The organism is Sphingopyxis microcysteis (assembly GCF_012274265.1).
Classification (GTDB): domain Bacteria; phylum Pseudomonadota; class Alphaproteobacteria; order Sphingomonadales; family Sphingomonadaceae; genus Sphingopyxis; species Sphingopyxis microcysteis.
Window position 1 is genome coordinate 1,365,476 of sequence record NZ_JAANYY010000002.1, and the last position, 24,218, is coordinate 1,389,693.

26 protein-coding genes and 1 pseudogene are annotated in these 24,218 nt (G+C 65.6%); 11 read left to right on the forward strand and 16 right to left on the reverse strand.

The features are described 5' to 3' along the window. Positions 1-70 precede the first annotated feature (70 nt). A complete protein-coding gene (locus G9408_RS06495; RefSeq protein WP_168453170.1) occupies positions 71-1,342 on the forward strand; it encodes a metal-dependent hydrolase family protein in 1,272 nt (423 codons plus the stop codon). Between the two features lie 98 nt (positions 1,343-1,440). Here the strand turns inward: G9408_RS06495 and G9408_RS06500 are convergent, their stop codons facing one another. Next, positions 1,441-4,080 (reverse strand): EAL domain-containing protein, encoded by a 2,640-nt coding sequence (locus G9408_RS06500; protein WP_168453171.1) that lies wholly within the window; start codon positions 4,078-4,080, stop codon positions 1,441-1,443. A gap of 147 nt (positions 4,081-4,227) precedes the next feature. On the opposite strand from G9408_RS06500, the gene G9408_RS06505 reads away from it, so the two are divergent. Then, on the forward strand, positions 4,228-5,256 hold the full coding sequence (locus G9408_RS06505; protein WP_168453172.1) for a fatty acid desaturase family protein: 1,029 nt from the start codon (positions 4,228-4,230) through the stop codon (positions 5,254-5,256). 108 nt (positions 5,257-5,364) lie between these two features. Here the strand turns inward: G9408_RS06505 and G9408_RS06510 are convergent, their stop codons facing one another. From G9408_RS06510 to G9408_RS06520, 3 genes are all read right to left on the reverse strand, one after another. Continuing rightward, the gene (locus G9408_RS06510) at positions 5,365-5,844 is read right to left on the reverse strand and encodes an asparaginase domain-containing protein (protein ID WP_120216728.1); all 480 of its coding nucleotides are present in this window, start codon (positions 5,842-5,844) and stop codon (positions 5,365-5,367) included. Then, positions 5,841-7,427: a lysine--tRNA ligase gene (locus tag G9408_RS06515; protein WP_168453479.1), complete on the reverse strand. Its 1,587-nt coding sequence runs from the start codon at positions 7,425-7,427 to the stop codon at positions 5,841-5,843. The genes G9408_RS06510 and G9408_RS06515 overlap by 4 nt, the downstream gene beginning before the upstream one ends. A gap of 78 nt (positions 7,428-7,505) precedes the next feature. Further along, complete coding sequence (locus tag G9408_RS06520) at positions 7,506-8,492, reverse strand: NAD(P)-dependent alcohol dehydrogenase (protein ID WP_168453173.1); 987 nt, start codon at positions 8,490-8,492, stop codon at positions 7,506-7,508. A gap of 156 nt (positions 8,493-8,648) precedes the next feature. On the opposite strand from G9408_RS06520, the gene G9408_RS06525 reads away from it, so the two are divergent. Beyond that, positions 8,649-9,017, forward strand: coding sequence for a PilZ domain-containing protein (locus G9408_RS06525; RefSeq protein WP_120216731.1), 369 nt, complete (start codon positions 8,649-8,651; stop codon positions 9,015-9,017). A gap of 15 nt (positions 9,018-9,032) precedes the next feature. Here G9408_RS06525 and G9408_RS06530 read toward each other — a convergent pair whose 3' ends face one another. Then, positions 9,033-9,467, reverse strand: a complete 435-nt coding sequence (locus tag G9408_RS06530; RefSeq protein WP_168453174.1) for a DUF4440 domain-containing protein — start codon at positions 9,465-9,467, stop codon at positions 9,033-9,035. A 229-nt stretch (positions 9,468-9,696) separates the two neighbouring features. On the opposite strand from G9408_RS06530, the gene G9408_RS06535 reads away from it, so the two are divergent. Further along, positions 9,697-12,429 carry an ATP-dependent DNA helicase gene (locus G9408_RS06535; RefSeq protein ID WP_168453175.1) on the forward strand — a complete coding sequence of 911 codons (2,733 nt, stop codon included), beginning with the start codon at positions 9,697-9,699 and terminating at the stop codon, positions 12,427-12,429. Between the two features lie 58 nt (positions 12,430-12,487). After that, a complete protein-coding gene (locus tag G9408_RS06540) occupies positions 12,488-13,039 on the forward strand; it encodes a SixA phosphatase family protein (protein ID WP_168453176.1) in 552 nt (183 codons plus the stop codon). Between the two features lie 226 nt (positions 13,040-13,265). Here G9408_RS06540 and G9408_RS06545 read toward each other — a convergent pair whose 3' ends face one another. The 5 genes from G9408_RS06545 to rpmF all read right to left on the reverse strand — a co-directional run bounded on the left by G9408_RS06545 (position 13,266) and on the right by rpmF (position 16,329). Next, positions 13,266-13,670 (reverse strand): MerR family transcriptional regulator, encoded by a 405-nt coding sequence (locus G9408_RS06545; protein ID WP_168453177.1) that lies wholly within the window; start codon positions 13,668-13,670, stop codon positions 13,266-13,268. 14 nt (positions 13,671-13,684) lie between these two features. Beyond that, a complete protein-coding gene (locus G9408_RS06550) occupies positions 13,685-13,978 on the reverse strand; it encodes an integration host factor subunit alpha (protein WP_120216736.1) in 294 nt (97 codons plus the stop codon). A gap of 152 nt (positions 13,979-14,130) precedes the next feature. Continuing rightward, positions 14,131-15,096, reverse strand: a complete 966-nt coding sequence (locus tag G9408_RS06555) for a beta-ketoacyl-ACP synthase III (RefSeq protein WP_168453178.1) — start codon at positions 15,094-15,096, stop codon at positions 14,131-14,133. Beyond that, positions 15,093-16,127 carry a phosphate acyltransferase PlsX gene (gene plsX, locus G9408_RS06560; RefSeq protein ID WP_168453179.1) on the reverse strand — a complete coding sequence of 345 codons (1,035 nt, stop codon included), beginning with the start codon at positions 16,125-16,127 and terminating at the stop codon, positions 15,093-15,095. The genes G9408_RS06555 and plsX overlap by 4 nt, the downstream gene beginning before the upstream one ends. 22 nt (positions 16,128-16,149) lie before the next feature. Continuing rightward, positions 16,150-16,329: a 50S ribosomal protein L32 gene (rpmF, locus tag G9408_RS06565; RefSeq protein WP_011541714.1), complete on the reverse strand. Its 180-nt coding sequence runs from the start codon at positions 16,327-16,329 to the stop codon at positions 16,150-16,152. A 325-nt stretch (positions 16,330-16,654) separates the two neighbouring features. On the opposite strand from rpmF, the gene G9408_RS06570 reads away from it, so the two are divergent. Beyond that, positions 16,655-17,095: an MAPEG family protein gene (locus tag G9408_RS06570; RefSeq protein WP_168453180.1), complete on the forward strand. Its 441-nt coding sequence runs from the start codon at positions 16,655-16,657 to the stop codon at positions 17,093-17,095. A gap of 89 nt (positions 17,096-17,184) precedes the next feature. Here G9408_RS06570 and G9408_RS06575 read toward each other — a convergent pair whose 3' ends face one another. Then, positions 17,185-17,856 (reverse strand): MBL fold metallo-hydrolase, encoded by a 672-nt coding sequence (locus G9408_RS06575; RefSeq protein WP_168453181.1) that lies wholly within the window; start codon positions 17,854-17,856, stop codon positions 17,185-17,187. A gap of 84 nt (positions 17,857-17,940) precedes the next feature. On the opposite strand from G9408_RS06575, the gene G9408_RS06580 reads away from it, so the two are divergent. After that, a complete protein-coding gene (locus G9408_RS06580; RefSeq protein WP_168453182.1) occupies positions 17,941-18,246 on the forward strand; it encodes a YdeI/OmpD-associated family protein in 306 nt (101 codons plus the stop codon). 9 nt (positions 18,247-18,255) lie between these two features. On the opposite strand, the gene G9408_RS06585 is transcribed toward G9408_RS06580, so the two are convergent. The 3 genes from G9408_RS06585 to ygfZ are packed head-to-tail and all read right to left on the reverse strand — an operon-like array spanning position 18,256 to position 20,199. Further along, positions 18,256-18,816 (reverse strand): retropepsin-like aspartic protease family protein, encoded by a 561-nt coding sequence (locus tag G9408_RS06585; RefSeq protein WP_168453183.1) that lies wholly within the window; start codon positions 18,814-18,816, stop codon positions 18,256-18,258. Positions 18,817-18,851: 35 nt separating this feature from the next. Then, positions 18,852-19,439: a hypothetical protein gene (locus G9408_RS06590; protein ID WP_168453184.1), complete on the reverse strand. Its 588-nt coding sequence runs from the start codon at positions 19,437-19,439 to the stop codon at positions 18,852-18,854. 31 nt (positions 19,440-19,470) lie between these two features. Next, positions 19,471-20,199, reverse strand: a complete 729-nt coding sequence (ygfZ, locus tag G9408_RS06595) for a CAF17-like 4Fe-4S cluster assembly/insertion protein YgfZ (RefSeq protein ID WP_168453185.1) — start codon at positions 20,197-20,199, stop codon at positions 19,471-19,473. 60 nt (positions 20,200-20,259) lie between these two features. Between ygfZ and pyrC the strand changes: the two are divergent. Next, positions 20,260-21,273 (forward strand): annotated as a pseudogene (pyrC, locus tag G9408_RS06600) (dihydroorotase); the annotation flags it as partial. Between the two features lie 3 nt (positions 21,274-21,276). Here pyrC and rarD read toward each other — a convergent pair. Further along, a complete protein-coding gene (gene rarD, locus G9408_RS06605; protein ID WP_168453186.1) occupies positions 21,277-22,191 on the reverse strand; it encodes an EamA family transporter RarD in 915 nt (304 codons plus the stop codon). Positions 22,192-22,220: 29 nt separating this feature from the next. After that, positions 22,221-22,442 carry a hypothetical protein gene (locus G9408_RS06610; RefSeq protein WP_120216747.1) on the reverse strand — a complete coding sequence of 74 codons (222 nt, stop codon included), beginning with the start codon at positions 22,440-22,442 and terminating at the stop codon, positions 22,221-22,223. Positions 22,443-22,623: 181 nt separating this feature from the next. Here G9408_RS06610 and G9408_RS06615 point away from each other — a divergent pair, with 181 nt between their 5' ends. The 3 genes from G9408_RS06615 to G9408_RS06625 all read left to right on the forward strand — a co-directional run bounded on the left by G9408_RS06615 (position 22,624) and on the right by G9408_RS06625 (position 24,181). Then, on the forward strand, positions 22,624-23,013 hold the full coding sequence (locus G9408_RS06615) for a glycine zipper 2TM domain-containing protein (protein ID WP_120216748.1): 390 nt from the start codon (positions 22,624-22,626) through the stop codon (positions 23,011-23,013). Positions 23,014-23,192: 179 nt separating this feature from the next. After that, positions 23,193-23,744, forward strand: a complete 552-nt coding sequence (locus tag G9408_RS06620) for a GNAT family N-acetyltransferase (RefSeq protein ID WP_168453187.1) — start codon at positions 23,193-23,195, stop codon at positions 23,742-23,744. Beyond that, on the forward strand, positions 23,741-24,181 hold the full coding sequence (locus tag G9408_RS06625; protein ID WP_168453188.1) for a DUF1330 domain-containing protein: 441 nt from the start codon (positions 23,741-23,743) through the stop codon (positions 24,179-24,181). The genes G9408_RS06620 and G9408_RS06625 overlap by 4 nt, the downstream gene beginning before the upstream one ends. The last annotated feature ends 37 nt before the right edge of the window (positions 24,182-24,218 follow it).

Here is a 24,218-nt window from a genome sequence, read left to right on the forward strand (position 1 = left end):
ACCCACCCTTTCCCCCTTGCCGTCCACGGCCCCACGCGTCACGATGCCGGATCAGGACAGGGGAACCTTCATGCGAAAATACGGAATGCTCGCGGCGCTCACGCTGGCGCTGCTTGGCACCGCGGCGAACGCCAAGACCACGGTCATCTATGCCGGGCGCGTCATCACCGATGCCGACAAGCCTGCGCAAGGACCATCGACAATCGTCATCACCGATGACCGTATCACGTCGATCACCGCAGGCCGGAGCGCCCCGCCCGCCGATGCGACCGTCGTCGATCTGGGCGACAAGACGCTGCTTCCCGGCCTCATCGACTTGCACGTCCACCTGACCGGCGACCCCGGCGAAGATTTCCGCAGCGCGGCAGTCGAGCCCGACGAATGGGGTGTCGTTGTCGGCGTGAAGAATGCGGGCATCACGCTGCGCGCGGGGTTCACGACGGTGCGCGAGGCGGGGTCGGCGCAATATACGGCGTATTCGCTGCGCCGCGGTACCGCCGCGGGCTTCATCACCGGGCCGCGGATCATCGCCGCCGGTCCGGCGCTGTCGATCATCGGCGGGCACGGCGACATCACCGGCTTTCGCGAAGACGTCCATGATGTGCTCGATCAGGGCTATACCTGCACCGGCGCGCTCGAATGCGCCGAAAAGGTCCGCAAGGCATCACGCGCGGGCGCCGACATCATCAAGATTACCGCAACCGGCGGCGTGCTGTCGCAGCAGGGGCGCGGGCTGGAGGGGCATTTCACGAGCCCCGAGTTACAAAGCATTGCCGACACCGCCCACTCGCTGGGGCTGAAGGTCATGGCGCACGCCCATGGCGCGCGCGGGATCGAGGCCGCGGCGGCGGCCGGGATCGATACGATCGATCATGGCACCTTTGCCGATGATGCGGCGCTGAAGGTGATGAAGGCGAAGGGCACTTATCTGGTCCCGACCCTGATGGCGTTCGAAGGCATCCGCGAGCGGCTCGGCAAGGGCATCTATACCCCGACGGTCGAGGAAAAGGTCCGCATGACGCTGGGCAGCGTCGGCAAGGCGGTGACGCGGGCCAAGGCGATGGGCGTCCCCGTCGCCTTTGGCACCGACGCCGGGGTGTTCGAACATGGCCGCAACGGCGGCGAATTTGCGCTGCTGGTCAAGGCGGGGCTGACCCCGCGCGAGGCGCTCGCAAGCGCGACCACCGTCGCCGCCAGGGCGTTGTCGATGGAAGGCGAGATCGGCCGCATCGTGCCCGGCCTGTCGGCGGACATGATCGCGGTCAGCGGCGACCCGCTTGCCGATGTCACGGCGCTGGAAAAAGTCGACTGGGTAATGGTGCGCGGGCGGGTTGCGGATTGATTTGCCATAGATCGTCATCCCGGCGCAGGCCGGGATCTCGCCGGTGCGTCATCGTGACAGGATGAGATCCCGGCCTTCGCCGGGATGACGCAGGGTGTTTAAGCAGCCCGCCGCACCCGCCCGCGCGCCGCTACCCCCGTTTTCGGCCCAAGCAGTGCGTCCAGATCGATCGCCTCGGCGAATTTGACTCCGACGCGATTGCCCGCCGACCAGCGCGCCTCGGCGTCGAATGCCTGATCGGCGCCGAACTCCAGCGTCAGCAGCGTGCCCGGCGGCACATTCCACAATCCCTCGACCAGCGCGCCGCGCGGCGACATGTTGCGGACGATCGCTTCATATTGATGCCCGCCGCTCGCGACCTGGATCGTCCGAAAGATCGTAGTCCGCGGCTCGCGCGCGCATTTATAGCCCTGCGCTTCGACCCGCCCGCCGCCATCGCGCAGCAGCGCGAGAACCTCGGCCAGATCCATCGGGCGCCCGTAGATATAGCCCTGGACGTGGCTGCACCCGAGCCCGCGGATCAGCGCCAGATCGTCATGCGTCTCGACCCCCTCGGCGGTCGTTTCCATGTTGAGTGCCGTGGCCAGCCCGACGATCGACGAAATGATCGCGCCGTTCATGCTGCTGGGGTCGGCGGCGCCGAGGACAAAGCTCTGGTCGATCTTGATCTTGTCGAACGGCGCCTTCTTCAAATAGCCGAGCGCCGAATAGCCGGTGCCGAAATCGTCGAGCGCCAGCCGCACGCCGGTACGCTTCAGTTTCTGGAACATCGCCAGATTTTCGGGGCTCTCGTCGAGGAACACGCCCTCGGTAATTTCCAGCTCGAGCTGTTCGGGGCGAATCCCCGCCGCCGACACCGCGCTCAGGATCGTCGCCGGCAATTTCTCGTTGGCGAACTGGCGCGGCGAGACGTTGACCGCGACGCGGTACCCCGGACCGAGCAAGGCGATGCTCGCGCAGGCGGTGCGGATGATCCATTCGCCGATCGGCACGATCAGATTCGATTCCTCGGCGATCGGAATGAATTTCGACGGGCTGATCATCCCGTCGCGCGCGTGGTGCCAGCGGATCAGCGCTTCAAAGCCGGTGATCCGCTCGCTGCCGACGTCGACGATCGGCTGATACAGCAACCGCAGCTCGTCCTTGACCAGCGCGTCGCGCAGCGCGTCCTCGATCGCCTTTCGCTCGCTCGCCTGATTATGCATCGCATCGGCATAGAAACGATAGACGCCGCGCCCGGCATCCTTGGCGGCATAAAGTGCGAGGTCGGCGTTGCGGACCAGCGCCGACGCCGAAACCCCCTGCCCCTCCGACACCGCGATGCCGACCGAACAGCCGATACGGACCTGCTCGCCCTCGATCGAAAAGGGCTTGGCGAGGCTCAGGATGATGGCATTGGCGATGCCAGCCAGCTTTTCAGGCTGGCTCAGCTGCGGAACGACGATCTGGAACTCGTCGCCGCCAAGCCGCCCGACCTGCCCCTTGTCGCCGACGATCTGGGTCAATCGTCCCGCGACCTGTTGCAGCAACTGGTCGCCGACCGGATGGCCGAGCGTGTCGTTCACCGCCTTGAACCGGTCGAGATCCATCAGCAGCAGCGCGCACGGCTGCGGCTGGCCGATATGACTCTTCAGCGCGCGTTCGAGCAGGTCGGTGATGTGCGGCCGGTTCGCGAGCCCGGTGAGCGTGTCGTAACGTGCAAGCTGATTGATCTCGCGCTCGGACCGTTTCTTGTCGGTCAGGTCGGTGCCGCTGCCGCGAAACCCCTGGAAATTGCCAAGTTCGTTGCTGATCGGCTGGCCCGAGATCGACCACCAGCGTTCTTCACCCGCGACCGCCGCCTGCACCGTCAATTCCTTGAACGGGGTGCGCGACGACAGGCTGAAGCCCAGCGTGCGCTCCTCATTCTCGTCGTTGCCGATGCGTTTGCGGATGATGTCGGTGAACGGCTGGCCGAGCAGCTCCGATACCGGACGCCCCAGCCGCGCCGCGACCGTCGCCGAGATATAGACCAGCTGGCCATGGCGGTCGGTTTCCCAGAACCAGCCGCGTCCGGCGCGTTCGAAATCGCGCATCAGGTTCAGCGCCCGTTGCTGGTCGCTGACCGACAATCGCGCCGCGCGCGTTGCCCGGCGCTGGTGGCGAATATCTTCGCGCATCATCACGATCAGCAGGGCGAGAAAGACACAGCCCGCCATCGCAAAGGGCCACGACGCGATACCGATTGCGCCCCCCAGCGCGGTCGCACCGGCAAAGGCGAAAAAGGCCGGACGCGCAATCGCCGCCGCCGATGCCGCGACGAGCAACGACCCGATCTGAATCGCGGTGAAGGCGTCAAAGCTGTGGCGACCGTCGGATATCGCGACCGCGGCGAACATCGCGGCAGCGTTGAGCAAACTGCCCAGCAGGATCAGCGCCATGCTCGCCGCCACCAGCGCCCGCAATCTTTGTTGCAGAGCGGGGCCCGGGCGCCGCATCATTTGGCCGACCACCGTCAGCACCAGGTCGAAAAACAGTCCCACCGCCATGACCAGCCATTGCAGCGGCTGATCCAGAAACCCGGCGACCCCCGGCACAAATGCAAAGGTGAAAAACGCCAGAACCCGGCCGATGAGGACATAATGCCATAGCTGGGCGACGCGCAGCAGTCGCGTGACGAATTCGGGTGAATCAAAGATCGATTCGCCCGTCGTCACGTCGCCGACCGTTGGCCGGATGATGCTACGCCGATCCCCCAATGTCCCGCTTTTCCTGCTCGTCTGGTCCGTCCGGTGCAGTGGCCGGATAGGGGTTGCCAATTCCTTACCGCGGGCCGCTCATTAACCCCGTTACTGTGCCAAAATGGATGCTATTCCGTTTCGCATCGCAACTTGTTATAGAGCCGCATGCCCGCCGTCCGCCTGCTCCCGCCCGACCGTTTTTTCGACCGCAACCAATGGGCGGCGATCACCACCGCGTCGCGCTGGCGCGGAATCTGGCTGGTTGCCCATGCGTGGATCGTCAGCATCGCGCTGGTGGGGCTGGCCGCATGGTCGCAAAGCCCGCTGGCGTGGCTGGCCGCGATCGTCTTCGTCGGCGGGCGCCAGCTTGGCCTCGCGATATTGATGCACGACGCGGCGCACGGCCTGTTGCACCCGGTACGCAAGACCAACAATTTCCTGGGCCAATGGCTGACCGGCGCCGCGATCGGGTCCGACCTCATCGCCTATCGGACCTATCATCTTCAGCACCACAAATTCACCCAACAGGCCGAAGATCCCGACCTGGCGCTGTCGAAACCCTTCCCCACCACCCGCGCCAGCCTGGGCCGCAAGATATTGCGCGACCTGACCGGCCAGACCTTTTTCAAGCAGCGCATCGCACAATTCGGCTTTGCCTTGGTCGGGCTGAAGGCGATGCTGCGCGGCGAAACCGCCGAAAAGGGCCGCGCCAGCACCACCGCCGGGACACCGTTCAACAAGCAATCGGATGACGGTGTGACGTCACCGACCGCCGATGTTGCGGGCGCGATGGCGGTGGCGCGCGCGGTTGGGCGGTTCCTGCTCGTCCAGGCGGCGCTGCTCGCGGCGTCGCTCGCGCTCTACGGCTGGATACCCTATCTGCTATGGCTTGCAGGGCTGGCGACGACCTTCCAGCTATACCTGCGCATCCGCAATATCGCCGAACATGCCTGTACGACGACCGGCAGCGACGATCCCTTCACCCATGCCCGCACCACGCACGCAGGCTGGCTCGCGCGCGCGACGGTCGCGCCATATTGGGTGAATTATCACGCGGAACATCATCTGTTCATGGGGGTGCCCTGCTATCGCTTGGCACAGGTTCACGCGATGCTGGGGCACGCCGGGCGCCATGAAGCGATGACGATCGCACCCAGTTACGCCGCGGTGCTGCGGCAGGTTACGGCGGGATAGGCCACTAAAGGGTCAAACCGTAGCCCTGAGCATGTCGAAGCGTGCTTATCGGATAGGCGCCCTTCGACAGGCTCAGGGCTACGGTTCCAAATGCGAAAAGCCTGTCCTCTACTGGGCGACGAAGCGCGCCCCGGCGCGGTCCTTCACCGTTGTCGCCGGGTCAAAGATCATCCCGTTCATCGCGATATAGACCCCCGGCGGCAAAATCTGCGCCGCGGCCAAGGCAAAGCCGACGTTGAATTCGGCGTCGCTGGCGCGCACCGACGCCGGCTGCATCGCGCCGGTCATCACGATCGTCTTGCCCGCGATGCCCGCCAGCATCCGGCCGGTGACGACCATGGTATCGGTGCCATGGGTGACCAGAATGTGCGACGCTTCGCTATTCTCGACCGCCGCGCGGATCGCGGCCCGATCGGCGTCATCAAGTTCCAGGCTGTCCTTGCGCATCAACTGCGTTACGCGGTGCGGGACATGGACATTATTCTCGCGCAGCAAATCGGGAATTGCCGTCGGCCCGATCTGAAACTCGCTCAGCGCGTCGAAATAGACCTTGTCGATCGTGCCGCCGGTGGTGAAGATTTCGATCATGCCAAAGCCTCGGAAATCAACCGCCGACTGTTGTCGATCCCGAACAGCGCGATAAAGCTGCCCATGCGCGGGCCGGCGCTCGACCCGAGCAAAGTTTCGTACAGCGCCTTGAACCAATCGCGCAGATTTTCAAAGCCATAGGCTTCGTTCTTGCCGATCTCGTAAACAATGTTCTGGATGTCGTCAGCACTTGCGTCGGCGGGCAGCGCCGCGAGCTTGGCGTCGAGTTCGGCCAGCGCCGCGCCCTCGCCGCCTTGCGGCTTGCGGCGCTTCAGCGTCGGCGCGACATAGTCGCGGTTATACGCCATCGCATTGTCGATCAGCCGGTCGAGCTCGGGCCAGGTCGCGGCGTCCGCGCCGTCGACATATTGGCCAAGATAGCGCCAGATCTGCTCCTTCGACGCGTCGGCACCCATCACCCCGACGAGGTTGAGGAGCAGCCCGAAGGTTACCGGCAATTCGGTCGTCGGCACATCCTGCCCGCGCGCGACATGGACATGATGCACGGGATTGCCGAGCTTCTTGTCGGCTTCCTGCGCCGGGTAATTGCCGCGCATCTGCAGATATTCGTCGACCGCCTTCGGGATCACCCCGATGTGCAGCTGCTTTGCCGCCTTGGGCTCGCGATAGGCGAAAAAGGCCAGGCTTTCCTCGCTGCCATAGGCCAGCCATTGTTCGAGGCTGAGGCCGTTGCCCTTCGACTTCGAAATCTTCTCACCCTTTTCGTCGAGGAACATCTCGTAGATCAGCCCCTCGGGCTTGCGCCCGCCGAGTGCCTTGGCGATCTTGCCCGACTGGACGCCGCTGTCGGTCAGGTCCTTGCCGTACATCTCGTAATCGACGCCCAGCGCGACCCAGCGCATCGCCCAGTCGACCTTCCACTGCAGCTTGGCGCCACCACCGAGGATGCTGTGCGTGATCGTCTCGCCCTCATCCTCGAACGACACCAGACCCGCGTCGGCATCGACGACGGTCACCGGCACCTGCAGCACGATGCCCGACTTGGGGCTGACCGGCAGAATCGGCGAGTAGGTCGCGGCGCGCTCGGCGCGCAGCGTCGGCAGCATGATGTCTAGAATGTCCTGATTGTGGCGGAGGACATTCTTGAGCGCGTCGTCGAACGCGCCCGACGTGTAGCGCTCTGTCGAGCTCACAAACTCATATTCAAAGCCAAATCGGTCGAGAAACTCGCGCAGCATCGCATTGTTATGATGCGCGAAACTCTCATACTTGCCGAACGGGTCGGGAATGGCGGTGAGCGGTTTGCCCAGATATTCGCGCAGCATGTCGCCGTTCGGGACATTGTCGGGAACCTTGCGCAGCCCGTCCATATCGTCGCTGAACGCGACGAGCCGCGTCGGCGCCCCGGTCATTTCCTCATAGGCGCGGCGCACCATCGTCGTGCGCAGCACCTCGTTGAAGGTGCCGATGTGCGGCAGGCCCGATGGACCGTAGCCCGTTTCGAACAATATCGGCGCACCGCCCGGCTTGCCGTCGGGGTAGCGTTTGACCAGCTTGCGCGCTTCCTCAAAAGGCCAGGCCTTGGACGCGAGGGCGGCAGCACGAAAATCGGTCACGACTATATTCCGGTACTTGTGTGGCGGGGGCTCCGCCCTTTCCCCTTTTTGCGCGTTTTTGCAAGCGCGATGCACCGGACCGGGCTAGTCGCGCGCCGCCGGATCGAGCAGCACCGCCACCGACCCGCGCTTGCGCCCGGTGTCGACATAGGCATGCGCCGCCGCAATCTCATCGAAGGCATAGCTTTTGTCGATCAGCGGACGCAGCACCCCGGATGCGGCGAGGTCGGCCAATTGCTGAACATATTCGGGCTTTTCGGTTGCGGGCCCGGCGATGACCCGCCGCCCTTTGCGCCCCGGTCCCCCGATCGTCGCCAGCATGTCGGGCAACCCCGCGGCGATCGCGACGAAACGGCCGCCGGGGCGCAGCAAGGGCAGCGCTTCGCGCGTCACGATGCTGCCAACCGTTTCGAAAATGACGTCATAAGCCTCTATATCGCCGCGAAAATCGGTCGATTCATAATCGATTACCGCCGCCGCGCCGAGATCGCGAACCAGATCGGCGTTGCGCGCGCTACAGACGCCGGTGACATGCGCACCGCGGTGCCGCGCGAGCTGAACCAGCGCCGACCCCACCGCGCCCGATGCACCGATGACCAGGATGCGGTCGCCGGGCAAAACACCAGCGACATCCAGGAAATGGAGCGCCGTGCAGCCGCCAAAACACAGGGTCGCCGCGTCGGCAAAGCTCAAACCGGCGCGTTTGCGCGCGATCGGCCCGTTTTCCGGGACACAGCGATATTCGGCATGGCATCCCATCTTGCCGCCCGGAAAGGCCATCACCGTGTCGCCAGCGCGGTAGCGGGTGACACCAGCGCCGACGGCATCGACGATCCCGGCGATCTCGGTCCCCAAAATCGGCTGGCGCGGCCCGCGAAAGCCCAGGAATGGGCGCGCAAGCATGGCCATACCCGTGGGAAACCGCGCGGCGCGCAGGCGGCTGTCGCCCGACGTCACCGACGTCGCCATCACTTTGACGCGCACCTCGCCCGCCCCGGGTTCGGGCGTCGGCACGTCGCTAAACTCAAGCACCTCGGGACCACCATAACGGGGGCAGACAACGGCTTTCATCAGCGAATCCTGACCTTGGGGAGGGGGCGGCGCCCTTCTGCCCGTTTCGGCGCGCCGCGCCAGCCGCGGCCATGTACCGGGGCATCGTCGTCGCGGGTCAGCCTTGCCGGACTATCGTTACCGGATTGTTTACCATCTTTGGCTTAGCATCATGCCATGGACACGCCCCGCATTCCGCAGCCCCGCCGCCAGACCCGCACGCCGGTCGCGCTCGACGTCACCGTCAACGGCGTCCTCAACTTCGTCGAAGGGCAGATCACCGATCTGTCCGAAGGTGGCGCGCGGATCGACGGTGCCAGCATGCCCGCCCGCTCGCGCTGCGAAATCCATTATGGCGGCCAGGTCACATACGCGGTCGTCATGTGGTCCGAAGTCGATCGCATGGGGGTGCGCTTCCCGTACGAGCTGACCCACGGTCCGCTCTATAACGCGTTGAATCGAGCACGAAATGCCATGCTGATCGAACCCGCGCAGATATTTCAGAGCAGTCGGCCGGTCACGTTCGGACGCCGCGGCCTCAACTGATCGCCGGAAGAGGCGTCAAAAGGGCGCGATCGCCACGCCCTCGCGCTCATTGTCCCAGATCATCGCCATGATCCGCCAGCCAAGATCGGGATCCTTGAACAGCTGGATCGAATTGATCCCGCGCCGCTCGGGCGCCGCATCATCGAGCGCGGTGCGCGCCTCATAGGCGCTCCAGACATGGGCGATATTGCCCATCACATCGATCCGCCGCCCAATCTCGACCTCGAAAAAATCATTGGCGGCAAAAAAGGGCGTCGTGTCGCGCGCATAATCGGCCAGCCCCATGCTGCGAAAGGTCGCGCGTCCATCGGCATCGACCCACGTCCGGATCTGCCGCGCGTCGGGATGAAAACAATTCGCCTGCCGCGACCAGTCGCGCGGCCCCTTCGGCCCCGAGATCATCGCATACATCTCGTCGACTACCGCACCGATCGCGCCTTCTTCGCTCATCCCAACATCCTTTTAGGCTTAACCTTCTCCGTTCGCCCTGAGCTTGTCGAAGGGTTGTTCTTTCTTCTGCCCAAGCAACCATGGCATCCCGCCGCTATATTGGAGCAAAATTTCGGCCCGGGTAAAGATCAGAACGGTCCTTCGACAAGCTCAGGACAAACGGACGAAGGATGGCTCCAAAGCCACGGCACGCCTTGCCGCGTTCGCCTTTTGTCCCTAGGCTGGTGCGGTGGCGCCCGATCCTCTCTCCCTCCCTGCGATCCATGCGAGTCACGTCGGCATCTGGATCGCCGATACGCAGGGACGCGTGCAGCGGGTCGGGCGCGGTGAGGCGATTGCGGCGGTGGCCGCGACCCCGCACCTGCTGCTCAATGCAGCGCTGACCGGCGACCGGCTGGGCTATCCCGAGCTGTCGGGGCTCGACCTGCTCGAACTTTTCGCTTTCCTTTATCCCGCGCGCTTTGCGGTGCCGACCCCGGCGGGGATTGCGGCGGCGATCGACCTTGCCCCGCCAAAGACCGAGGAAGACATCGCCGCCTTTCTGCCACGGGCAACCGCAGCCATGCTTGCGGGGATCGAGGCCCCTGCCTGGCCCGAGCGCGAAGGCGCCTGGCACGGCATGCAGGCGCTGGCGCGCCAGCGCTGGCCGTGGGCGCCGCTCGTCCAGCCGCGCCTGACGGCGCCAGACGCCAATGAACGCTGGCTGTTCGCGCGTCTGCCCGAATGGGAAGAACAGACACCCCGCCCCGCGCCGCGGCAGGTGACGATCGACGAAGGAGACGTCACCGCGCGGCTCGACCGGCTGACCGGCGACGGCGCCGAACGCCGCGCGGGGCAACAGGATTATGCACGCGCGACCGCCGCGATCTTTGCCCCGCGCGAGCGCAAGGATGCGCCGCAGATGCTCGTTGCCGAGGCGGGCACGGGGATCGGCAAGACATTGGGCTATCTCGCGCCTGCCAAGCAATGGATCGACCAGTCGGCGGGCAGCGTCTGCATCTCGACCTTTACCAAGGCGCTGCAACGCCAATTGTCGCGCGAGACCGAAAAACTCTACCCCGACGCCGCGACGCACCGCGAAAAGGTCGTGGTGCGCAAGGGTCGTGAAAATTACCTCTGCCTGCTCAATCTGGAAGACGCGCTGCAGGGCGGCTTTTCGGGCCGCGCCGCGATCCTCGCGCAGCTCGTCGCGCGCTGGGCCGCCTATACACGCGACGGCGACATGATCGGCGGCGATTTGCCGGGCTGGCTTCCCGCGCTGTTCCGCCGCAACGGGACGACCGCGCTGACCGACCGGCGCGGCGAGTGCATCTATGCGGGGTGCCCGCATTTCCGCAAATGCTTCATCGAACGATCGGCGCGCGCCGCGACCCAAGCCGACATCGTCATCGCCAACCATGCGCTGACCATGGTGCAGGCGGCGCGCCCGCGCGATGCCGGCGCCGCGGCGACGCGGCTGATCTTCGACGAGGGCCATCATCTGTGGGACGCCGCCGACAGCATGTTCGCCGCCGCGCTGACCGGGCAGGAAGCGGTCGAAATCCGCCGCTGGGTGCTGGGGCCAGAGGGCAAGTCGCGCGGGCGCCGCCGCGGGCTCGCGGCGCGGCTCGCCGATGTCGCGAGCTATGACGAGGCGGGCGACCGCGCGATTCAGGCCGCGATCGCCGCCGCCGCCGAGCTTCCCGGCGATGGCTGGCTCGGCCGCCTGTCCGAGAATGACCCGTGGGGCGCGATCGAACGGCTGCTTGCGGCGGTGCGCGGACAGGTCTATGCGCGCGCGGTCGATACGCGCACCGCCGACGCGGGCTACGGCCTCGAAACCGAGCTGGCCGACCCCGACGCGGCGCTGGTCGCCGCCGCAGCGGCGGCGAGCGACGCGGTCGAGGCTTTGCTCCGCCCGCTGCTGGCGCTCGGCAAGCGCCTCGAAGCCTTGATCGAAGACCCGCCCGACTGGCTCGACGGGCAAGCCCGGGCAAGGGTTGACGGCGCGCGCCACAGCCTTGGCACGCGCATTGACACGCTCGGCGGCTGGCTGTCGCTGCTCGGCCGCGTCGGCGGCCCCGCCGACCCCGATTTCGTCGACTGGCTGGCAATCGACCGCTACGACGGGCGCGAGTTCGACACCGGGCTACACCGCCACTGGCTCGACCCCGCGCGCCCGATCGCCGATGTGGTTTATCGACCTGCGCAAGGCGTGCTGGTCACCTCGGCGACGCTCCGTAGCGGCCATGGCGCGCAGGGCTGGACCGAGGCCGACATTCGCACCGGCGCGCGCCACATGGACGGCTGCGTCCGCCATTTCGCCGTCCCCAGCCCGTTCGATTATGCCCGCCAGTCGGAGGTCATCATCGTCACCGACCTCGCGCGCGGCGACCTGCCGGCGCTCGCCGGGGCTTACAGCCGTTTGATCGAAGCGTCGGGCGGCGGCGCGCTGGGGCTGTTCAGCGCGATCCGGCGGCTGCGCATCGTCCATGCCCGCATCGCCGACCGCCTCGCGCGCGCCGGGCTGCCGCTTTACGCGCAGCATGTCGACCCGCTCGACACCGGCACGCTCGTCGACATCTTCCGCGCCGACCCGCACGCCTCGCTGCTCGGCACCGACGCGCTGCGCGATGGCGTCGATGTTCCCGGCGAATCGTTGCGGCAGGTGATCATGGAGGGGGTGCCATGGCCGCGCCCGACGATCCTGCACGCCGCGCGGCGTGCCGCGCAGGGCGGCAGCGCCTATGACGACATGGTCATTCGCGGCCGCATCGGGCAGGCGTTCGGGCGGCTAATCCGCCGCGCCGACGATTTCGGCCAGTTCGTCATGCTCTCGCCCAGCTTCCCGTCAAGGCTGCTCAGCGCCTTTCCCGAAGGCACCCCGATCCGCCGCCTGCCGCTCGACGAAGCGGTCAATCATGTCGCGGCGGCGAACGTCGAAAGGCGAAAAACCGCCTTTCCAGCCTTTTCACCGTCATAAGTTTGCGGCACAAGGCGGCTCGAACGACGGCATAAGCGCGAACGCGCGGGGGAAGATTTTGAAGAGTTTGACGATCCTGCGCCACGCCAAATCGGGTTGGGACGTTCAGGTCGAGCGCGATTTTGACCGCCCGATCAACAAACGCGGGGCGCGCGGCGCCGAAATCGTCGGGCAATGGCTGAAGCGTCAGAAGCTGCCCGTCGACCGGATCATTGCCTCGCCCGCGGTGCGCGTGACCGAGACGCTCGACATCTTTCAGCCTGCCGCCGATTTGGACATGATCGAGCCGCATTGGGACCGCCGCATCTATCTCGCCTCCGCCGCGACGCTGATCGATGTCATCCGCGACACTGGGCGCGATGCGCAGCATCTGCTGATTTCGGGGCATAATCCGGGGCTGGAGGATCTGATCCTGATGCTCGTCCCCGAAACGAGCGGCGACGAGTTGCGCGGCGAGGTTGAGGAAAAGCTGCCGACGTCGGCGCTCGCGCGGCTCGAACTCGACATCGCCGACTGGCACGATCTCGACACCGGCATGGCGCGCTTCACCGCCTTCATCCGCCCCCGCGACCTCGACCCGACGCTAGCGCCGGCGATGGATCACGATTAGGCCGCAGCTTCGGTCGCGGAATGGCGGGAATCGACCGGAAGCGGACATGTCTTCTCCCCTCCCTTTTAGGGAGGGGCTGGGGGTGGGTAGCCGCCGAAGGCGGCATTCTGCCTCGGCTCGCTTCGCTCGCACCCACCCCTAACCCCTCCCTGGAAGGGAAGGGAATGGCTTAAATCCACCTCTAAACAGGCGTTCTCGAACTTGCTGATACCCGACGCTGGTCGCGTCAATCCAGCGCTGCCGCCAATCGCTGGCGCAGCGCGACGAGCGCCGCCACCGGTACACCCTGCGCCTGCCGCATCGTGTCATTCTCGGTCGCGCGCTCGGCGCGGACCTCAACGGCTGGTGCCGGAGCAGCCTTCGCCCCCCCCTCCGACAACGCCTTACGCGCGCCCTCGACCGTAAACCCCTGCACATGCAGCAGATGATGGATGCGTTCCGCCAGCGCCACATCCTCGGCGCGGTAATAGCGGCGGCGGCCCGAGCGCTGGAGCGGCTTCAGTTGCGGAAAGCGCGTTTCCCAGTAGCGCAGGACGTGCGTCGGCACCCCGATGCGGTCGGCCAGCTCGCCGATCGCGAGCATGGCAGCGGGCGCCTTGCCGTTGTCGTCCGGCACGTCAAACCCCACCATGGCCGAGGCCTGGATTATTTACCGGCAACGCGCGCTCGCATCGTCTGGCTGGCGCGAAAGGTCATCACGCGGCGCGGCAGGATCGGCACTTCGATGCCGGTCTTGGGATTGCGACCGATACGCTGTGCCTTGTCGCGCAGGACAAAGGTGCCAAAGCCGGAGATTTTGACATTCTGCCCGTCCGCCAGCGCGTTGGACATATGGTCCAGAATCGACTCGACGATCGTCGCCGATTCATTGCGCGACAACCCGATCTGCTGGTTGATCCGCGTCGCAATATCGGCTCGCGTAAGCGTCCCTGCGGTCATGACGGTCCCTTCCCCCTCGTGAAGCGAAAATGTTCGAACCGGTCCCGGACAGCCCCCACCGTCACGAGTCCCGTGCCCCTATGTAACAAAAGCGAATTAATCCGCCAAACTGAAACGGATGGGACGAGGAGTTAATGCGGTGAAGCCGCAGGTCAGACGCGCAGGACCGCCGCGCCCCAGGTAAAGCCGCCGCCCATCGCTTCGAGCACGACCAGGTCGCCGCGCTTGATCCGTCCGTCGCGTACCGCGAGGTCGAGCGCCAGCGGCACCGACGCGGCCGAGGTGTTGGCATGCTGGTCGACCGTCAGCACGACGCGTTCGGCGGGCAGGCCGAGCTTTTTGGCGGTCGCATCGATGATCCGCTTGTTCGCCTGATGCGGCACGATCCAGTCGATCTGGTCGGACGACAGGCCGACATCGGTCATCACTTCGCCCAGCACCGACGCCAGGTTGGTCACCGCATGGCGGAACACTTCGCGGCCCTGCATGCGGACATGGCCGACCGTGCCGGTGGTCGACGGCCCGCCGTCAACATAGAGCATGTCGCAATATTTGCCCTCGGCGTGGAGTCGCGTCGCGAGAATGCCGCGGCCATCCTCGACATCCTCTGCCGACAGCACCACTGCGCCCGCCCCGTCGCCGAACAGCACGCAGGTCGTGCGGTCTTCCCAGTCGAGGATGCGGCTGAAGGTTTCGCTGCCGATCACCAACGCGTGCTTTGCCGCGCCGGTGCGCAGCATCGAGTCGGCGACCGATACCGCATAGAGAAAACCCGAACAGACCGCGGCCACGTCGAAAGCGATGCAATCGGGCGCACCGAGCAGCGCCTGGACCTTGGTCGCGCTGGCCGGGAAGGTGTTGTCGGGGGTCGCGGTGGCGACGATGATCAGCCCGATGTCCGATGGCTCGAGCCCGGCGGCGGCCAGCGCCTGTCTGGCGGCGTCGGCGCCCAGCGTCGCGGTCGTCTCGTCGGGTTCGGCGATGTGGCGGAAACGGATGCCGGTGCGCTCGACGATCCATTCGTCGCTGGTGTCGACGCGCGCCGCGAGTTCGGCGTTCGACACCCGGGTGCGCGGCAACGCCGAACCGGTTCCGGCCAGGATCGCACGCACGGTCACGCCGCGTCGCCGCTGCGGAAATTCGCCAGATCCTCGGTCACCTGCCGCGTAATGTCCTTTTCGATCAGTTCGGCGCACAGGTGAACGCAATTTGCGACCCCTTTCGCGTCCGCGCTGCCATGGCTTTTGAGCACGACGCCGTTTAGGCCCAGGAACACCGCGCCATTATGGTTGTTGGGGTCGAGATGGTGACGCAGCAGCTCGGTCGCCGGGCGCGAGATCAGGAAGCCGATCTTCGAGCGCGTCGAGCTGGTGAAGGCGCGGCGGAGCAGATCGGTGACGAAGCGCGCCGTCCCCTCGATCGTCTTCAGCGCGATATTGCCCGAAAAACCGTCATGAACGATCACGTCGACGTCGCCGCGCGACAATTTGTCGCCCTCGATAAAGCCCGTAAACTCCATCGGCAGCCCTTTGGCGGCGCGCAGCAACGCCGCGGCATCGCGGATCTCGTCGGTGCCCTTCAGTTCTTCGGTGCCAATGTTGAGCAGCGCGACGCGCGGGCGTTCCAGCCCCATCGCCGTGCGCGCATAGGCCGCGCCCATCACCGCAAATTGCGTGAGGTTGGTGGCGTCGCATTCGGTATTGGCGCCAAGGTCGAGCATCACGACGTCGTTGGCGCCGAGCGTCGGCAGCAGCGCCGCGAGCGCGGGCCGGTCGATCCCCGGCATCGTGCGCAGCGCGAGCTTGGCCATCGCCATCAGCGCGCCGGTGTTGCCCGCCGACACGGCGCCGCCGGCATCGCCGCGCTTCACCGCGTCGATCGCGAGCCCCATCGAGGTGCTTTTCGCCTTGCGGATCGCCTGGCTCGGCTTGTCCTCGCCCGTCACCATGCCATCGGTGTGGATGATGTCCGACGCCGCGCGCAGATTCGGGTGGTTGTCGAGCGCCGCCTTGATCTGCACCTCGTCGCCGACGAGGATGAAGCGCAGGCCGTCGTGCTTGTGGCGCGCCATCGCAGCGCCGGCGAGCATCATGCGCACGCCGACGTCACCGCCCATCGCATCAATCGCGATTCGCGGTGTCAGTGCCATGTATTCGCGCTCCGGCTAGGGGTCAGGCGCCGACCGACACCACTTCGCGGCCGTTGTAGTGGCCACAGGCATTGCACAGGTTGTGCGGGCGCTTCAGCTCGCCGCAGTTCGGGCATTCCTGAAAGGCTTCGACCTTCAGGCTGTCGTGGCTGCGACGCATGCCGCGCTTCGAGGGCGAGGTTTTTCGCTTGGGAACGGCCATGATATTTCCTGCATTCTCAATAGTGTGTCACGAATCGGCTACCCGGATTTGTCATCGCCGTTGCCGGAAATGACTGGCCCGCCCGCCGTGCGATACTTTGTCCCAGTCCGATAGCGACAGGGAAATCGTCCGCCGAAGGGTGCCTCAACGCCAGAAGGTGTCGGGTGCCGGATCGGGCGGGGCTATAGCGTTTTTGCCCGCAAAGGCAACCCCTGCGCATGACAATCGACGGGCGAATGTGTCGCTCTTGCCGATCCGCTGGTGCGATGCCACACACGCGGTCAGCGTCCGGCGACAACAGCTGCGGACGAATGGGGGGACGCATATGATAATCTTGCCAATCAGCCTGACGATTGCCGCGGGAGCGGCGCTGCTCAACCTGTGGCTGTCGATCCGCGTCGGCCGCGTACGGACCAAGGAGAAGGTCTTCATCGGCGACGGCGGCAGCGAAATGGTGACCCGCCGCATGCGCGCGCACAGCAATTTTGTCGAGAACACCGCCTTTGTGCTGATCCTGCTGGCGCTCGTCGAACTCGGCCTCGGCTCGTCGATGTGGCTGTGGGCCGTCGGCGCGCTGTACCTCGTCGGGCGTATCCTGCACGCGATCGGCATGGACGGCATGATGTGGGGCCGCATGGTCGGCACCATCATCACCATGCTGACCCAGCTCGGCCTGGCGCTCGGCGCGCTGTGGATCGTATATATGACACCGACCAGCATCACGACGACCGAGATTGAGGAAACGATGGTGGTGGCGCCGAAGTAAACGCACCGTCATTGCGAGCGCAGCGAAGCAATCCAGAGCGGCTTGTCACGCCCTGGATTGCTTCGCTGCGCTCGCAATGACGAGAATGTTTAGCCAGTCGTTCCCAACACCATATCGCCAACAAACGGGTTGGTACGCCGCTCATGTGCGAAATTGCTGTGCGCGCCATGTCCCGGCAGGAAGGTCGTGTCGCCGCCCAGCGGCCACAGCTTTTGCGTGATCGAATCGAGCAATTGCTGGTGATTGCCGCGCGGAAAGTCGGTGCGCCCGATCGACCCCTGGAAAATCACGTCGCCGACAATCGCCAGTTTCGACGGCGCATGATGAAACACGACATGGCCCGGCGTATGACCGGGGCAATGAATGACGTCGATCGTCAGATTGCCAACCGTCACCGTGTCGCCATCGACCAGCCAGCGATCGGGTTCGAAGGTTTCCCCGACCATCCCGAACCGCGCGCCATCCTCGGCGAATTGCGCGATCCAGAAGCGGTCATCCTCGTGCGGCCCCTCGATCGGCACGCCCAGTTCCTTCGCCAGCATCCCCGCCTGGCCGCAATGATCCATATGGCCGTGGGTCACGAGGATCTTCTCGACCTCGACCCCCGTCTGCCGCACCGCATCCTTCAGCTTGGGCAGGTCGCCGCCCGGATCGACAAAGGCCGCCTTGTTGGTTTCGGTGCACCAGAGCAGGGTGCAGTTCTGCTGGAAAGCGGTGACCGGCACGATCGCCGCGCGCATCGGAGGTTGGGGAGCGTTCATGCCGGTGATGTGGGGAAAAGCGGTGCAAATGGCAAGCCATCGCCGATTTGACCCGCCGAGCCGGCCCCCCTATTCCTCCGGGCCATGACCGACGCCTTTCTTCACGGCACCGTGCATGTCGCGGGCAGCGATATGCAGGCGGCCCTGACCTCCGATGTCGCGGCGCTGGCGCTGTGGCAAAGCCTAACCCCGCTCGGCCGCAACGAGTTTATCTGTTGGGTCGACGACGCCAAACAGGCCAAGACGCGGACACGCCGGATCGAGCGGACGATCGAGGAGTTGCACGAGGGCAAGAAGCGGCCATGCTGCTGGGCCGGGTGCATCCACCGCACCGACAAGGCGCCAAGCCGCTGGCAACAGGCGGTATTGATCGACAAGAAGGCAAAGTAGCGCGGCGCCTCAGCGCAGCGTCATCGTGTCGCCTTCGACATTCACCGCATCGAGCTGCGACAGATAGCTCTGGCCGAGCAGCGACACGCCCATGTCGGTGTCGATCACCGCTGCCTGCACCTGCCGTACTTCCAGCCCGTCGACCTCGACGCTGTCGAGCATCACGGTGCGCATCGGAACCTCGCCGCCCGCGGTGCGCGCCATGCCGCCGATCGGCAGCCGATCGACATCGATCCCGATTGCTTCGGCATCGCGGCGGGTGAGCGCGATGATCGAAGCGCCGCTGTCGACCATCATCCGGATATTGGTGCCGTCGATATTGGTGTCGGCATAAAAATGCGAATCGCCCGATCGGCCGAGCCGCACTTCGCCCCCCGACGAACGCGGCTTGCTGGTCGACGAATCCCAGCCGCCGCTGCGGCTGCGCTGAGTCGTCCAGTTGCTGTTGTCATCGGCATCGGCATCGGCTGACGCGCGGGCATCGCTGCCGGGCGCGCGGATGGCGACCCCGGCGATGCCGATCGAAACCGCTGCGATGACCGCGGTCAAACCAAGGAAGCGCCCGAACATGGCGCGGCTTGTCGCAAATTTGGGTTGGAGAATGGTTAAGCGAGCGGCTGTTCGATGAAGGCGCGCCACGTCGGCTTTTCGCCGCGAATGCTATACGCGATCCGCGCGCAAGCATAGGGCCGATCCGCCCGATTGTCGGCATCGGCGGCGGTCACCGGCCATTGATCGCCAGCGCCACCCGCCGACCAGCACACCAGCGCCTCCGCCTCGGTCCCGGCTTCGATCGCGGCGCGTTCGTCGGCGTTCAGCGACGCCGGCGCGCTCCAGCCAAGGATCGCGCGGTGCGTAAACCCCTTGGAAAACAAGGCGTGCCGAAAGGGGCTGTTGCCGTCGCGGAGCAGTTCCGCGATCTGCGCGCGGTCGGCCGCCGCGAGCCATTGCCCGCCGAGCAGCGGCGCCCAGCGCGCCTCGTCGCGCGACCGCAGCGCCGTCGCCAACTCGTCCGCGGCCGCGGCAAAGCGCGGCGTCCACGCCGAATCGGCAGCAAGCGGAGCCAGCTGCGCCCGCGGTGCGGCCGCTTCAGTCTCAACCGCGAGCAACGAAGCGGGCGCACCCGCCTCCGTCGCGAGGGCGGGCGTAGCGAATGCGGCGACCAGCGCCGACGAGATCAGGAAAGCGCGCATGGCTGGATCATAGCAGACATCGCGGCGCCTGTCAGGCTCCGGTCGGCACCAGTGCACCGCGCATCCAGGGCGGGGCTAAGGCGGGGTCGATGCTCTCGACCCGGCGATGCTCGACCGACCAGCCGAGATCGGGATAGGCGATCACTTGACGTTTTTCATCGGCTTCGGCGATCGGCACCACCACCAACCGCCGGTTGATCTTTTGGCGCCAGTTCATCCGCGCGGTATTTTCCTGTCCGACGTAGCAGCCCTTGGAGAAACTGACCCCGTTCAGTTCGGCTGCATTGCATTCGAGCCATAGCGTCGTCCCGTCGCCCAGCTCGGCGCGCCCTTCGGTGACGCCCAGCGCCAGCCGGTGCGCGCGCCATGCCTCGTCCGCGCCCGCATCACCATCGGCGGGCGCCAGCCAGCGCCGGCCCAGCTCGGGCAGCCGTGGATCGACGACGCCGGCGTCACCCTCGACCGACCAATGGACGCAGAGGTCGGGTTCGAGCTCGATCGTGATCGCACGGCGCAGGCGATAGAGCGTCAGCCGCTTCGCCAGATCGCCCGCGGCATCGCGCTCGCAATCGATCAATATGTCGTTACCATCGCCCCAGATCAGGAAATCGAACAGCGCCTTGCCCTGCCCCGACAGCAGCGCCGCCCAGACCGGCAAATCGCCCGACGTGTCGTTGGTGACCAAACCCTGCAGAAAGCCGCGGACATCGTCCCCCGACAGACGGATCAGGGCACGGTTGATGAGGGTGGTATTGGCCATGGCGATAATCTAGGGACGCGGCAGCCAAAACCAAGCGCCCATTTTACCCGCGAGAGCCGTATGACCGACCGCCTGACGATCCGCCGCCCCGACGACTGGCACGTTCACCTGCGCGACGGCGCGATGCTGACCCATGTCGCGCGCTACACCGCGCGCCAGTTCGCCCGCGCGATCGTCATGCCCAATCTGTCGCCGCCGGTGACCACCGCCGAGGAAGGCCGCGCCTATCGCGACCGGATCAACGCCGCGGTCCCCGCCGACCTCGACTTCACCCCGCTGATCGTCGCCTATCTGACCGACGCTACCGACGCCGACGAAATCGCGCGCGGCCATGCTGAGGGCGTGTTTACCGCCGCCAAACTCTACCCCGCGCATGCCACCACCGGCAGCGCGCATGGCGTGACCGACGTCGCCAACATCATGGGCGTGCTCGAGCGGATGCAAGGCATCGGCATGCCGCTGCTGATCCACGGCGAGGTCACCGACCATGACGTCGATATCTTCGACCGCGAGGCGGTGTTCATCGAGCGCACGCTGGAACCGCTCGTCCGCGCCCTCCCCGAGCTCAAGATCGTCTTTGAACATATCACCACCGCAGAGGCGGCGCAGTTCGTCGCGGGCGCCCCCGCCAACGTCGCCGCGACGATCACCCCGCAGCACCTCCACATCAATCGCAACGCCATGCTGGTCGGCGGCATTCGCCCGCACGCCTATTGCCTGCCCGTCGCCAAGCGCGAGCACCACCGCCTCGCGGTGCGCGCCGCCGCGACCTCGGGCTCGCCCAAATTCTTCCTCGGCACCGACAGCGCGCCGCACGCGGTGGATACCAAGGAAGCGTCGTGCGGCTGCGCGGGGATCTTCAATGCGCCCTATGCGCTCGAAAGCTATATCGCGGCCTTCGACGAGGATGGCGCGCTCGACAGGTTCGAGGGGTTTGCCAGCGAACATGGACCACGCTTTTACGGCCTGCCGCTCAATGAGGGCACGGTGACCTTGGAACGCGCCGAGGTCGTCGTCCCCGACCGGATCGGCGAGGTCGTGCCATTCCATGCGGGTGAGACGCTGGGGCGACGGCAATCAGGCTGCGACCACCCGCTCCGCGCGCATCTTGCGCCACATGTCGAAACTGAACACAGCGATACTGAGCCAGATCAGCAAAAAGCAAAACAGCTGCGCGGGCTTCAGCGGTTCATCGAACACGAACAGCCCAAGCAGAAACGCGATGCTCGGCGCCAGATATTGGACAAAGCCGAGCGCCGCATAACTCATCCGACGCGCCGCGGTCGCGAACAACAGCAGGGGTATCGCGGTGACCACGCCCGCCGCCGCGAGCAGCCAGCTGATCTGGGCGCTCGCCCCAAAGCCAAGCCCGTCGCCGATCCAGAGGTAATAAGCCGCCGCCGCCAGCGACACGGGTAGCAACAAGGTCGTCTCGATCGCCAGCCCCGGGAGCGAACCCACCGGCACTACCTTGCGGATCAGCCCATAGGTTCCGAAACTCAGCGCCAGCGTCAGGCTGATCCACAGGGTGTCGAGTGCCCCGGCCAGCAGGATCGCAACGCCAATCGCCGCGATCGCCACCGCAACCGCCTGTAGCCGCGACAATCGCTCTCCCAGGAAGATCATGCCGAGCAGCACATTGACCAGCGGGTTGAGATAATAGCCAAGGCTGGCCGCGAGCACATGATCGGTAAACACTGCATGGATGTAAACGAGCCAGTTGAGCGCGATCAGCAGCGAACTCGCGAGCAGCAGGCGCAGCACGCGCCAATCTTTCAGCGCCGCCAGATATTCGCCGATCTGGCGGCGCAACGCCATGATCACGAAACACAGCGGCAATGACCAGATGATCCGCTGCGCCAGCACCTCGACCGGCGGCACCGCCTCCAGCAGCTTGAAGAACAGCGGAACAAAGCCCCAGATCGCATAGGCGCCCAGCGCATAGGGCAGACCGCGCTGCTCGCGCGCCGCGGGGACGGTCGGCTGAACCATGGACAAAAAACCTGCCTTTCGGCCGAAATTCAGATGATGCCGCCGCCCAGCATCAGGCGGACTACGCCGATGACGATCACGACAATGTTCAGATTGCGACCGCTGGTGCTGCTAGACATGGCGCCGAGCGCGAGCCCGACAACCGCAAAAGGAACGATGACCCAATTTGCCCACCCCAACAGCGGAATGAAGGCGAAAACAGCCAGAACCAGAGCGATGGCGCCGATGACGAGCGAGGCAATATTGAGCATTTCGGGACTGTCGCATGCCGCCGCGCAACCAGCAAGTCCCTTTCGGTTCGTCGATGATAACGCTCGCTTCATCTTGTTGCCCCGCGTTCATGCAACGCGATTGGGGCGTGGGTCGTTTTCTCCTCGAAGCGCCCAAAGCCGTCCAGCGGCACAAGGCGCGACGCCAGGAAAGGATTATAAGATGCGTAACTTCAACAAAGGCCTGATGGGCGCCATCGCCGCTGCCAGCGTTGCCCTGACCGCTCCGGCCTATGCCGGGATGACGGCCCCCGCCAAGGCGCCAGGCTTTCATGAACTCGATCAGTCGAGCAGCTTTCACAAGCGCAAAAAGCGTCATTACCATGACCAGCGCGTCCATGCGAACACCCGCGTCTGGCGCGGTGACGATGGTCGTTATCGCTGCAAGCGCGACAATGGCACCACGGGCCTGTTGATCGGTGGCGCCGTCGGCGGCCTCGCCGGTAATGAAATCGCCGGTCGCGGCGACAAGCTGCTCGGTACGGTGATTGGCGCCGCGGGCGGCGCGCTGATCGGCCGCGAGATCGACCGCGACAAATATCGCTGCCGCTAAGCGATAGAGACCCCGTTACGGGTGTGGGTCCGAGACCCCTCCGCCCGCACACGTGATGGAGAGGGCGTCGACCTGGTCGTCGGCGCCCTCAACATCGTGTCTGGCCTTCATCCGGCGCTTGTCCCGCCGAGCGACTTGGCCCACAAGCACTCTCCCTGATCAACGGGAGAGGATCGACCATGCTCAACGGCCCGCTGCTCGTTACCGAGCGCCTCATCCTGCGACCGCCCGCCGCCGAGGATTTCGACGCGTTCGCCGAAATGTGCGCCGAGCCCGAAACCATGAAATTCATTGGTGGCACCTGCCCCCGCGCCGCGGCCTGGCGCCAATGGTGCACGCTCGCCGGCGCATGGCATATTCGCGGTTTCTCGATGTTTTCGGTGATCGAACGCGCCAGCGGCGAATGGGTCGGACGGCTGGGGCCATGGGAGCCCGACGGCTGGCCCGCGCCCGAGATCGGCTATGGCGTGCGCGCTAAATTTGCCGGCAAAGGCTACGCATTCGAAGGATCGGTCGCCGCGTGCGATTTTGCCGTCGAATTTCTGAAATGGCCCGAACTGATGCACAGCATCGACCCCACCAACACGCGGTCGCAGGCGCTCGCTGCACGGCTCGGCGCGACCAACAGCGGCCCGACCCGACTGCCCGCGCCGTTCGAGGATGCACCGGTGGACGCCTGGACGCAAAGCGCCGATGCCTGGCGGATCAAGCGCAAGGAGTTCCTGCCATGACCGACCAGCACATCGACCCCGAACGCGCGCAGTTCGATGCGTTCAAGGCGCTGCCGCGCGATCGCGTGATCCACATGCTCAACCTCGTTCGCTTCAAGGCCACCGCGACCTACCCCGCCGACCATGGGCTGGCCGACAAAGGGCTGAGCGGCGCCGACGCCTATGCCCATTATGGCGCCGACAGCGGACTGATATTCCAGCGCGTCGGTGGCCGGATCGTGTGGCGCGGGACGATGCAGGCGATGGTGATCGGTCCCGATGCCGAACATTGGGACGCGATGTTCATCGCCGAATATCCGACCAGCGCCGCCTTCATGGAAATGGTCACCGATCCGGTCTATCGACAGGCGGTCATCCACCGTCAGGCGGCCGTCGCAACCTCGCGGCTCATCCGCTGCGACCCGAAAGCGTCCCTGTCCGAGACAGTTTTCGGCTAACAAAGCGTTACCCGTTAACGCATTTTCTTTGCGCCTT